General features: G+C 43.1%; 10 protein-coding genes. 3 read left to right on the plus strand and 7 right to left on the minus strand.

Translation table 11 applies throughout. The features are described from left to right. The 5 genes from wecC to G7083_RS05445 form a co-directional block, all read right to left on the minus strand. Entirely contained in the window at window positions 1-1266 is a 1266-nt protein-coding gene (gene wecC / locus G7083_RS05425) for a UDP-N-acetyl-D-mannosamine dehydrogenase (RefSeq protein ID WP_166013898.1), read from the minus strand. A gap of 88 nt (window positions 1267-1354) precedes the next feature. After that, the gene (gene wecB / locus G7083_RS05430) at window positions 1355-2479 is read right to left on the minus strand and encodes a UDP-N-acetylglucosamine 2-epimerase (non-hydrolyzing) (protein WP_142731394.1); all 1125 of its coding nucleotides are present in this window, start codon (window positions 2477-2479) and stop codon (window positions 1355-1357) included. A gap of 122 nt (window positions 2480-2601) precedes the next feature. Then, window positions 2602-3729 carry an ISAs1 family transposase gene (locus G7083_RS05435; RefSeq protein WP_166013899.1) on the minus strand — a complete coding sequence of 376 codons (1128 nt, stop codon included), beginning with the start codon at window positions 3727-3729 and terminating at the stop codon, window positions 2602-2604. A gap of 173 nt (window positions 3730-3902) precedes the next feature. Further along, window positions 3903-5057 carry a Wzz/FepE/Etk N-terminal domain-containing protein gene (locus tag G7083_RS05440; protein WP_166013900.1) on the minus strand — a complete coding sequence of 385 codons (1155 nt, stop codon included), beginning with the start codon at window positions 5055-5057 and terminating at the stop codon, window positions 3903-3905. A 300-nt stretch (window positions 5058-5357) separates the two neighbouring features. Further along, a complete protein-coding gene (locus G7083_RS05445; protein WP_166013901.1) occupies window positions 5358-6689 on the minus strand; it encodes an MBL fold metallo-hydrolase in 1332 nt (443 codons plus the stop codon). A 328-nt stretch (window positions 6690-7017) separates the two neighbouring features. Between G7083_RS05445 and rfaD the strand changes: the two genes are divergently transcribed. The 3 genes from rfaD to G7083_RS05460 all read left to right on the plus strand — a co-directional run bounded on the left by rfaD (window position 7018) and on the right by G7083_RS05460 (window position 10450). Then, the gene (gene rfaD / locus G7083_RS05450; RefSeq protein WP_166013902.1) at window positions 7018-7962 is read left to right on the plus strand and encodes an ADP-glyceromanno-heptose 6-epimerase; all 945 of its coding nucleotides are present in this window, start codon (window positions 7018-7020) and stop codon (window positions 7960-7962) included. Between the two features lie 141 nt (window positions 7963-8103). Beyond that, window positions 8104-9876 (plus strand): polysaccharide deacetylase family protein, encoded by a 1773-nt coding sequence (locus tag G7083_RS05455; RefSeq protein ID WP_166013903.1) that lies wholly within the window; start codon window positions 8104-8106, stop codon window positions 9874-9876. 13 nt (window positions 9877-9889) lie between these two features. Further along, window positions 9890-10450, plus strand: coding sequence for an acyltransferase (locus G7083_RS05460; protein WP_166013904.1), 561 nt, complete (start codon window positions 9890-9892; stop codon window positions 10448-10450). A 109-nt stretch (window positions 10451-10559) separates the two neighbouring features. Here the strand turns inward: G7083_RS05460 and G7083_RS05465 are convergent, their stop codons facing one another. Next, window positions 10560-11756 (minus strand): O-antigen ligase family protein, encoded by a 1197-nt coding sequence (locus tag G7083_RS05465; protein ID WP_166013905.1) that lies wholly within the window; start codon window positions 11754-11756, stop codon window positions 10560-10562. After that, window positions 11740-12468: a glycosyltransferase family 25 protein gene (locus tag G7083_RS05470; RefSeq protein ID WP_166013906.1), complete on the minus strand. Its 729-nt coding sequence runs from the start codon at window positions 12466-12468 to the stop codon at window positions 11740-11742. Before G7083_RS05470 ends, G7083_RS05465 begins: the two co-directional genes overlap by 17 nt. Window positions 12469-12545: the final 77 nt, after the last annotated feature.

The raw sequence follows: 12545 nt of genomic DNA on the forward strand, positions 1-12545 counted from the left end.
TTACCAAATACCTTTAGTATCAATGATTAAACCATCAGTTACTGATACTTTTTTTAACTCTTTATGATCAACCAATAGCACTTGAATATCAGCTTCTTTAGACGCCATTTCAAAATCCACTAGTTCAACATACTTAAGCATTTCTGGAACTGCATCAATGTTTGGTTCTACTGCAACAACGCGACCAGCGTGCATTTCAGCAATTTTTTGTGTAATAACCATCGCCGGACTTTCACGCAAATCATCAATATCTGGCTTAAAAGCCAAACCGTAACAAGCAATCGTCACATCTTTAGCCGTTTTATCTGGATTAGCTTGCAAAAAGTCTGCAATGGCAATTTTTACTTTTTCGATTACCCAGTCTGGCTTGCTGTCATTCACGACACGCGCCATATGGATTAAACGCGCCTCTGCTGGCGTTTTAGATACAATAAACCAAGGGTCAACGGCAATGCAGTGACCGCCTACACCTGGGCCAGGCTGGAGAATGTTGACACGAGGATGGCGGTTTGCAAGCGCAATTAGCTCCCATACGTTGATGTCTAGCTTGTCACAAATGATAGATAGCTCGTTGGCAAAGGCGATTTGTACATCACGAGAGCTGTTTTCGGTTAGCTTGGCCATTTCTGCCGTGCGCGCATTGGTAACTACGCATTCACCTTGAACAAAAGTTTTATAAAGTTCCACCGCACGCGCTGAACACTTAACGGTTAAGCCACCAATCACGCGGTCATTTTCAACTAACTCACGTACCACATGGCCAGGTAAAACGCGCTCTGGACAATGTGCAATGTTCAGATCCGCTTCTTCACCATGTGTTTGAGGGAAGGAAAGATCTGAGCGAGCTTCTGCGAGCCAAGCGGCCATTTGCTCGGTTGCTCCAACGGGAGAGGTCGATTCTAGAATCACCAAGTCGCCTTTTTTCAGCACAGGAGCAATCGCTTTGCTGGCTGCTTCTATGTAAGACAAATCTGGTGCTGGCACTTCACCTTCTTCGCAAGGTAAGAACGGGGTTGGTACGGCAATCAAAAACGCATCAGCCGCTTCTGGTGTGGTGGTTGCTTTTAAGTAGCCACCGCTGACGGCAGCATGCACCATCATATCGAGATCAGGTTCAACAATATGAATCTTGCCTTGATTAATGGTATCAACCGCATGTTGGTTTACATCGACACCAATCACTTTCTTTTTACGAGAGGCAAACATCGCCGCAGTAGGTAAACCGATATAGCCCAAGCCGATTACTGAAATAGTTTCAAAAGACATGTTTCTGAGTCCTAAAATATTTTATAAATTTGGTTCTAGGCTCTAGGCTCTAGGCTCTAGGCTCTAGGCTCTAGGCGAGATTAATACATTACTTGTACAGGGAGTCGAGAATTCGCAGACATGCCTTACCGTCGCCATAAGGGTTATGAGCAAAACTCATTGCTTGATAAGCACTTGTATCAGTAAGCAAATTATTAATATTGGTAACGATAGTTTCTACATCTGTCCCCACTAGCTTAACAGTACCTGCGACAACTGCTTCTGGGCGTTCCGTCGTATCGCGCATCACTAATACTGGTTTACCCAGCGATGGTGCTTCTTCTTGAATACCACCCGAATCAGTAAGAATAATATGCGCACGATCCATTAAATAGATAAACGGCAAATACTGTTGCGGCTCAATCAACAACACATTTTCAACACTACCTAGAATGCGATTGACGGGTTCACGCACATTAGGGTTTAGATGCATAGGATAAAGTATTTGCACATCAGGGTGCTGTTTCGCTGTTTGCGCTAAGGCTTCACAGATACGCTCAAAACCACCACCAAAGCTTTCGCGCCGATGGCCTGTCACTAAGATGAGCTTTTTGCTTTCATCTAAGTAAGGAAACTGTGCGGCTAAGGTTGCTTTTAGATCGGCATCTTGCTCTATTTTTTCTTTCACCATCAGCAGCGCGTCAATCACCGTATTACCGGTGACGAAAATATTCTCTGCCGCATAATTCTCTTGCAGCAAATTTTGCTGCGAGGTTTCTGTTGGAGCAAAGTGGTACTTGGTTAACGCCCCTGTGAGCTTACGGTTAGCTTCCTCTGGCCATGGAGAATAAATGTTACCGGTGCGCAGCCCCGCTTCAACATGGCCAACAGAAATTTGCTCATAATAGGCTGCTAGGCTGGCTGCAAACGTTGTTGCGGTATCTCCATGAACAAGCACCACATCGGGTTTAAATTCCTGTAAAACAGGTTTTAGTTCTAATAGAATTCGCGCCGTGACTTCATTAAGTGTTTGGCCAGCTTTCATCAGATTTAAATCGTAGTCCGGAGTAATTTCGAACAAATCTAATACTTGATCGAGCATTTCGCGATGTTGAGCAGTTACGCAGCATTTAGCTTCAAAACGCTCATCCACCACCAAAGCGTGAACTAACGGTGCCATTTTAATCGCTTCGGGGCGGGTGCCAAAAACGGTGAGAACTTTTTTTGGGGGCATTGTCGAACCTAATTTAAGTTATCAAAACAAATGAGTTAGCGCTGCTCAATTCTAGAAGACCATCAGCCACTCTAGCAGTTATAAAGCAGCACACTAGCACGGAAACCGCATGAACATCACCGTCACGTAAGGCTTTCAAGAACCTTACTTAGGTACTTTTCATCCATTGCGCAGTTCATCCGTTTACGTTTGATACCACCTTTAAACGTGGTTTCGCTCTTTAATAGGTTCAAACATATCTGCCTGATCCTTGCAAAAGCCTCTGCTCGATCGTCCGCTCTAATACGCGAATTGTCCTCACAAAATGCAGTATCAAGTGACCAATGCATGACCTCTACACCCCAGTGAGAACGTGTCGCTTCAAGTAACGTTTGAGCTTCCAATTCTTTAGAGCATATGTAGTAACGAATACTCACATCTTGCTCTATTGCTACTGCCGATTCTTGTCGAATTGAAGCCACGATGCCCATTGATTTAAGCCCAGGCCATTCATGTTCAATATCACCCAAAACCGACAAATCTCGATTCACTAAAGCCACTCTCGTTTCTATTCTTCCGTGACTTTTTTCTTGAGTACGATAAGAACTACCGTCGAAGTCTTGAAGCATGTCCATTCGAAAATAATCATCAAAAGCTTGCTCAAGCATTCCCTGATTGCCTTTGACCGCCAATAAATAATCCGCTTCTTTATCAAGGATTTTCTGCGCTATTTTCTTTTGGCAGCCCATGGCATCAATCGTAATCAAGCAGCCTTTTACATCCAGCAAGTCAAGTAGCTTAGGGATCGCGGTAATCTCGTTACTCTTAGAATCAACCTTCTGTTGCCCAATGCTCATTCTATTTGCTGTAGCAAAAGCGTTCACCATATGGATCGTTCCTTTGCCTTTTGAGCGGTCATAAGAGCCGCGTAATGTTTTACCGTCGATGGCAATCACTTCACCATCCGTCAGTGTATGGCAGTCCTTCATCCAGGCAATGAAGCTTCTTTGCAAAGCGACAGGATTAATCATGCCCATCACACGAGACAGCGTATCCGCAGAAGGAATACCAGCTTCAAAGTGACCATATCGTTTAAGGAAATCTAAGCGAGCATGACCAAAATCGATAATGCCATCCCAGCCATCGTGACCCGACAAAACACCACAAATTGTCAGCAAAATAATGTCTGATAATTTGTGTGCTATTTTATTTTCCTGTCGATAATCTTTAATGATTTGAAAGTACATAAATGGGTTGGTTAACTCGCTCATATTTAGGCTCCTATATTGTCTAGGAGCTATTACAAAACAACAGAAATGATCTACAAGGTGATCTTAAATTTCATCGGGTTACATCTAAAAACTGAGATTAAGGAAGCATTGGCAACTAATTCTAAGCATCACCGCAGCCCTTATATATCAACGACCTTCATGCGCTTTCCCTGTTAGGACCTAGGATCTGGTTTTCCTAGGTCCTCAATATCTTCTTTCCTAAACGCAAACCTGACCAACACAATGGCTACACCCAGCATGCCGCCAAGCAAGGTGCCGAGCACACAAATTAAGGCACGTTTGGGTTTATCTCTATTTAAAGGCTGCTCTGGCTGGTCTAAATAATAAAAGGCATTTGCCGACCATTTTGGCGTAGCGCTTAACGCATCTAAATTAAATTGACTTAGCTTAGTTTGTAAAATAGAAATCCTTGGCTCAAAAATACTTAAATCTTTAATCGATTTTAACGCATCAATCTTAGCGGCTAAGGCTCGACTGCCAATATTAATCGCAAAAATTTCTTGCTCACCTAAGTTTTGCACGGGGTGCTGAATACCCGCGGCTTGTGCAATATTCAGTGCGTATTGAGTGCGATCTAATTCAACGCTTAAACGCAATTTAGCTTGCTGTAGTAAATTTTTTTCTTGCAGCTTTAATTCTCTATATTTACCCGCCAATGTATTATGCAATGTATTATTCAGTTGCTGATTCATAACTTGGTTAATAAACTGCACATATTGGTTAAGTAAAATCAAACTGCTACTTTTATCTATCGACTGAAAACTTAGGGTAAAGGTGTCATTGACTTTTTTATCAGTCGCGGATGCCTGAATATGCCCAAACCAATTTTGGTAAAATGCTTGTAAGTTTTCTGGCTCCTCATTTATTTGCATTTGCTGCTGCAGCGCCAAAAAAGCAGGATCAGTTTGCATAAAACGGCGTTTATTACCGTTGGCATTAAACTCTTGAATAAAACGCTTAAAGATAGGCTCAGGATCAACTAATTTATCTAAAACATCGCTAACAATTATAGTTCCATCTTCTTGATAAACATCAAATAATGATTGATAGCCTTTGACTACTTGTTGATAACTAGCAATATCTTGCAACTGGGGTTGGCCGACTATGGCTTTGGCACTCCACCACTGTTGTGCAGTTAAAGCATAGCCAATCGCAGCGAGACTAAAACAGAGCGTGGTAATAATAATGGTCCATTTGCCTTGCCATAAGGCCAGAAATAATTGTTTTAAATCAATTTCATCATCAGCAGGATAAGAATAGTGCGGGTATGGGGATTGAATAGGGGACTGATTTGGCAATGAACTCACTGACTTTCCTCCTGAAATAGAATTTTTGGCATGCTACCGCCCTTAGGTATCGCCCCTAATTGCGCTGTGCATCAAGTATTAATAAGCCACGCAGTCTAAATCAACTCGTCTTATAGGGCTACCAATCCGTTAAAACGGCCGAAAAATCGTGACCAAAGTCAAAAACCAGTACGCGTTATTTGCGCAGCAAGATCAGCTCTAGCCAACCGTATACTTGGGTGTGGCTAGAGCAGGAAGCAAAATAAGCTCCCGAGCCTAGGTTCTAGGACCTAGGTCCTAGGGTCTAATTACCGTCATGCCTTATCCTTCATCAAACGAACATACCGCATAACCGCGTGAGGTAAGCTCAGCCGCGAACGCTTGCTTGGCGGCCGCTTCACCGTGAATAAGGTGCACTTGCTTGGGCTTTTCTGCAATACCGGTAATAAAACGCAGTAAATCGGCTTGATCGGCATGGGCCGAATAGCCGGACATCGTATGGATCTGCGCGTTGACCGGGATCTGCGCCCCATCAATACTCACCACCGGCTCACCGCTTTGGATCTTGCGCCCAAGCGTGCCTTCGGCTTGAAAGCCAGCCAAAATCACATCGGTACGACTATCTGGCAGCAGCGCTTTTAAATAATCCATAATTCGCCCGCCCTGACACATACCCGAAGCCGCCACCACAATCGCCGCTTGCCCGGTTGAAGCCAAACGGTTAACCAAACGCTGATGTGTACGGTGATCCTCAACCGTAATGCACTGCTCAAACGCCAGCGGATGGCGCTGCATTTGCAGCCGCGCTTTGGCTTCTTGCCCCCATAACTGCTTAAAGCGACGATAAGAATGTGTCACCCGCTGCGCCATCGGCGAATCAAGAATGATCGGCAAATTAACATCGATTTGCTGAGCAAAAATCAGCTGCTCAATATCAAACAATAATTCTTGGGTGCGCCCGACGCTGAACGCCGGAATTAAAATCGCCCCGCCATCGGTGAGTGAGCGCTCAATGATCGCGCGCAGCCGCTCACCACGACTTTGCACATCGTCATGCTGCTTATTGCCGTAAGTGGTTTCAATCAATAGATAATCGGCGCGCTCTGGCGACTGTGGATCGGGCAGCAGTGGCGTATGGCTTGGCCCTAAATCGCCCGAAAACACCACCACCTCACCATTGGCAAGGCGAATTTCCACATACGCTGAGCCCAAAATATGCCCCGATGGCTGAAAGCGCATCCAGAGTGAATCGCTATTCTTCGGTTGCAGGGCAAACCATTTTTGATAATCTTGCACCCGCAGCAAACGGCGCACTTGAGTTAGCACTCGCTCACTTTGTTTGGGCGACATGCCAAGTTGCAGCTTAAGGCCATCTTCCAACATGAGTGGAACAAGCTCGGCGGTGGCAGCCGTGCAATAAATCGGCTGCTGAAACCCTGCCGCCAGTAACCAAGGTAAACGGCCAATATGATCAATATGGGCGTGAGTCAGAACTAACGCATCAAGATGCGCCAAAGCAAATTCGACCTTGAGCGGACGCTCATCCGCGCCTTGAAACAGGCCACAATCAATCAACACCGCTTGCCCATCGGCACGCAGTTCATGGCATGAACCGGTCACGCTCTCTTTACCACCATGATGGATCACTTGCATACCCTTGCTCCTTTGCACTCCCATTCACGCAATGATGATAACGGTTTTCGACCACGGCCAAGCCACCATACGCAAAAACCGCGGTCAAGGCCGCGGTTTTCCACACAATATCATCGCTATTTCCGTCAATCACAACCTGCAGCCATCACGATCAAATCCCACTTTGCTTTTTTACTGATCTGAGAATCGTCCTGACTAATTTTTGCCACTTCGTAGCAATGGCATAAAAGAGCTAGGAGCTCGCTTTTAGGTTCTAGGACCTTTCTTTCCTCGCGCTGCCTTTCCTGCTACTATTTCGCCAATTTATTTAGCATAAGGCAGAAAGGGTATGATCATCGTAACTGGCGGCGCTGGCATGATTGGCAGCAACATCATTCAAGCACTTAATCAACGTGGTATTACCGATATTCTGGTCGTTGACCACTTAAAAAATGGTCGTAAATTCAAAAATTTGGTTGATCTACAAATCGCAGACTACATGGATCGCGATGATTTTCTGGCACAAATTATGGCCGGTGATGATTTTGGGCCAATTGAGGCGATTTTCCATGAGGGGGCTTGCTCTGCCACCACCGAGTGGGATGGCAAGTATGTGATGCTCAATAACTATGAATATTCAAAAGAGCTGTTGCACTACTGCTTAGAGCGCGAAATTCCGTTTCTTTATGCCTCTTCCGCCGCCACTTACGGCGATACCGACACCTTTATTGAAGAGCCACAATACGAAGGCGCGCTGAATGTGTACGGTTATTCCAAGCAGCAGTTTGATAACTATGTGCGCCGCCTATGGGCAGATGCAGCTCAGCATGGTGAAACCCTGTCGCAAATCACTGGTTTTCGTTATTTCAATGTCTATGGCCCACGTGAGCAGCATAAAGGCTCGATGGCTTCGGTCGCCTTTCATTTAAATAATCAAATGAACGCCGGCGAAAATCCGAAACTGTTTGCCGGCAGCGAAAACTTTAAACGTGATTTCGTGTACGTCGGTGATGTCGCTGCGGTCAATTTGTGGTTTTTAGACAGCGGTGTATCGGGCATTTTTAACTGCGGCACTGGTAAAGCGGAATCATTTAATGAAGTGGCGAAAGCGGTGATTGCCTTCCATGGCCGCGGCATTGTCGAAACCATTCCATTCCCAGACCACCTCAAAGGTGCGTACCAAGAGTTTACCGAGGCCGACCTTAGCAAACTGCGCGCAGCCGGCTGTAATATTGAATTTAAGACGGTAGCAGAAGGCGTGGCTGAATATATGGCGTTGATTAATAAAAAATAATCAATCACCTACAAGAATACCCTCACCTAACCGCCCTCTAAAAATGGGGGCGGAATAAAATCAAGCACACCAACTATCTTGAAAAACACCGATAGTGGTAGAGTTGTATTCCAATTCAAACTTGGAAATTGTGGAGTTTAAATGAATATTTTGATGGCATTATCTCAGTTAGAAGTGACTGGTGCTGAGGTCTATGCAACAACTGTCGGCAATGAACTCACTCAGCGTGGCCATCAGATATTTTATGTTTCCGATACACTCACCAAAGCTCACGATGGCTTGTTTTTTAAACTGCGCTTTAATAAACGCAGCATACCGCGGCGATTTTGGCATGTCGCCTATCTGGTTTACCTGATCAAGAAACATCAGATCCAGTTAGTCCATGCTCACTCACGAGCATCAAGCTGGAGTTGCCATATTGCCTGCCGCTTGACGAATACCCCTATGGTTACCACGGTCCATGGTCGTCAACCGGTACATGCTTCGCGCAAAAAATTCCATGCAATGGGAGATAAAGCGCTTCCGGTTTGTGAAGCGATACGAGAGCAATTAATCAAAGATCTCGATGTACCAGCGAGCCAACTGCACGTAGGCCGTAATGGGATAGAAACAAGTACCTTTAAACGTAGCGCTGCACCCCATAATCCTAAGCCGGTTATCTCTATCATTGGCCGACTCAGTGGTCCGAAAGGTGAACTTTGCTATAGGTTGCTAACCGAGTGTTTAGATCTCGACCGCTACCAAGTGCAAGTGATCACAGGTACACCATTGACCGAGCGTTTTAGCGCACTGCAAGATAAAGTCTCATTTCCCGGCTACAGCGCTAACGTTGAACAGGTCATGGAACAATCTGATTTAGTGATCGGTGCTGGTCGAGTTGCAATGGAGTCGCTACTTTGTGGTCGGCCTACCTTAGCGATTGGTGAAGCAAGCTGTGTGGGAATTATCGAACTGGATAATCTAGACCAAGCCATGGCAACCAATTTTGGCGATATTGGCCCACACGATCTGGCGATAGATTTCCAGCAGATCCCCGCTTTGATTGAGCAAGGCCTAAGTCAACCACACTGCGCTCAAGAGATCACTGAACAGATCAAGCTTAACTATGATTTACAAGTGATTGTGAATGACCTTGAAAGCCTTTATCAAACGGTTTATGTCAACAAGTTACAACGAGAAGTCCCCATCATCATGTACCACCGCTTTATTCGTGATGACAGCGAAAAAGGGGTACATGGTACTTATTTGCATGTTCAGCAGCTTGAGAAACATTTTCGGTTGCTTAAAAAGATGGGCTTTGAAACTCTGACCTTCAAAGATCTCTCAGAGAAGGGATTTATTCATCGCTTACAACCAGGTAAGCGTTTTATCATAATGACCATCGATGATGGCTATCGCGACAACTATGAATTGTTGCTGCCGCTGCTCAAAAAATACCAATTTAAAGCGGTGGTTTACGTTGTTACTGGCGAAAATTTTAATCGCTGGGATGTTGAAGTGAGTGATAATCCTGAAAAAGTGGTCCCCTTGATGTCACGTGAACAGGTTAAAGTTTTGCATGATTCAGGATTAGTAGAGATCGGCGGCCATACTATAACTCACCCTTTTTTGAGCAAGCTCAGTGAATCACAACAACGAGATCAAATCCTGAACAACAAACTCGAACTCGAAACATTGATTGACGAGCCTCTGACCTCTTTTGCTTACCCTTATGGTGACCATGATGCGACATCGAAACAGCTTGTTCAAGAATTGGGTTACCCATTTGCCGTAGCGACCAATAGCGGGCCACTTGCAATGCACCAAGATCCTTATCAGATTCGTCGGATTGCCATTTTTCCAAGAACCGATTCGTTTGGCTTGTGGCGAAAAGTGAAAGGGAATTACCTATTTAAAAAAATGAACAAAAAATAATAAGAGGTTGCAGATGGCTGGCTTTGGTTTCATTGCAAAACTACGCAATAAAATTCGGGTAAAACCTAACAACAGTATTCAAATAGGTAAAAATACTCGTATCCGCTATTGCGACATTTATGTTAATGGTAATAATAACCAACTGATTATCCATGATAGTGCAAATTTAAAAGGCGTCTCTATCGAGCTCAATGGCAATAATTGCCTCTTAGAAATTGGTGAAAACTGCGTGATTGGTGAAAATTGTTTTTTATCATGCCGAGAATCCGGAACGAAATTAGTAATTGGTCACGAATGTATGTTTTCTCGCAACGTAAAACTAATGACCAGTGATGGACATGATATTCTACGTGATGGAAAACGGATTAATCCGGCCAAAAGTATTTATATCGGTTCGCATGTATGGTTAGCGGATAATGTTACTGTATTAAAAGGCGTGTCAATTGGAAGTGGTTCGATAGTAGGAATTAACTCAACCGTAACACATTCTTTTGCCGATAATTCAGCAGCAGCCGGCAATCCAGCTCGAGTGATCGCTAACTCTATTGCTTGGCAGGAAGAGTTAACCTTTTAACCGAACTGTTTACGCATCATCCAATCAATCCATTAAAAACGGCCTTATCTAAAGGCCGATTTCATTCAAACAACTCAGAAAGCAAAACAATAAATCTTATTTACACCGATTACTTACTATTATCACCTACTGCCCTTGGGAAACGAATTAACAAAGCACACAAGATCGTCAACAAATAAATAATATGGGTGTGATGCAAAGGCACATCGGTTAAGCCAGCAAATATCAGCATCATAAGCATACTATTAACTAGCGGATTACCAATATATTCAAAAGCCGAATTATTTAAATTAAAAATCAAAGCTAAGCAAAACAAAAAGATTACCAGAGTACCCACTATGCCATAGCGCGCTAAAAGATCTAAATATTGATTATGTAGATGAGGCTGTATCGCCGCACCAGGATTCGTCATTTTTGAAATGCTAGCTTGTAAACCACTATCCCCGACGCCAAAGAGTGGATTTTGAGCAATAATCTCAACTCCGTGCATCCACAAATCCAAGCGTACACCTATAGAACTACTTAAATCACCTTGTTTTATCAAAGCAATCTCATTTTGAGTCTGCGCAATACGCGCATCAATCTCCGGTTGAAAAATCGTATAAAAAACGCCTGACAACAATATTATCGACACTATCGAAGCAATATAATATTTCCATATCGGTTTAATTGTGGTGATCACCAAATAGAGGATGGCAGCAGGAAGAAAGAGTATTACTCCTCGGACATCAGTCATAATAATTGCAGTTATAGAAAGTATACCACCAATAGACGCAAGCAGTTTTAATACTTTTGATTTCGAGTTCAATAATAGATAAACACAAGACAAAACTAAAAAAGAGACATATAACGCATACGGTATCGGATTAGTCGCAATACCTACCCTGTAAATATTTAAAGCATAGCGTTCATACAATGCATTTAAACCGCAAACAATGGCAGCAATTGCAATGATATAATATACCATTTGGGGATTGATTCTTTTCCATGGTACAACAATCAAATAAGCCAAACTTGCAATTAATGTTCTTGCCAAACTAAATTCATCGCCTCGAAAGATCGAATAGAAAGAAAAAATAGCAATAACAAGAAAACCAAACACAAAAAAACTCTTCAGTTGAGAATTAAAATTCTCTTTTATTGTTTTTCCGTGCCGAATCAAGACATATATACAAACAACAGGAATCAACCTAGATAAAATGGATTTTGTTTCAGAAAAGTTAAATATAAACATTAACATGCAAAAAAGTGGTGATAATAAAAATACATTTTCCACCACTTTAAAATAATTATTTTTTATAAACATTGTTCGCTAAAGCCATTCTAATATTTCTATATAATGAGTACATTTCTCTTGTGGGCTTACGGTATAATGGTGCACAAGGCTGTATATCATATTGAAAGGTGGTTTCAAAATATTCAGGATTTTCGACTACATTTGGTTGAAATAGAAATGATGGCATATTGTGCAGATATAAAGACCCCATATAATTATCAACAGGCATAGACCAACGCTGAGAGCCTTTTATTAATTTATCGGCACTTTCAGGAGACAATGAATACGCTCTAGCACCACCCAAATTATTACTAAGAAAAGAGATCTCAAAGTCATTTTCCTTTTCTTTTAAGAAAAGGCGGCTACGCTCATAAGCCTCCTCCAATCGAAGGAATCCATACTCTTGAGTTTTTACTTTTATCGTACTGAAATAATTGACAAAACTAGGGAGAATTTTGGCATCATCTTCTAAGATAACAATAGGCTCTCCTAACTCAATACATTTTTCCCATAACAAATAATGGCTTGCGTAACAACCAAGCTCTCCCCGCATCGGCATTCGCCCGCTGGTCAGCCAAAGGCGCTTAGTATAGTCATAATTGGCAAATAGTGGATGAGGGGGATTTACTCGTCCATCGATCGCATCAAAAAACTCAAAGCTAAGGCCATGATTGGCCATTTGTTGTTCTATTGATGCTCTTCTCTCAAAGCTATTCTTTAGGCTAATGACAAATATTCTCATTAATAGAAACTCTAATGTTATTCAGTAACCTGTAACTGCATGCTCCACTCAAGCAGCAATCCATTCAATGCCGCGGA

This window comes from Vibrio sp. HDW18 (assembly GCF_011306175.1).
In the GTDB taxonomy this organism is placed as follows: domain Bacteria; phylum Pseudomonadota; class Gammaproteobacteria; order Enterobacterales; family Vibrionaceae; genus Vibrio; species Vibrio chanodichtyis.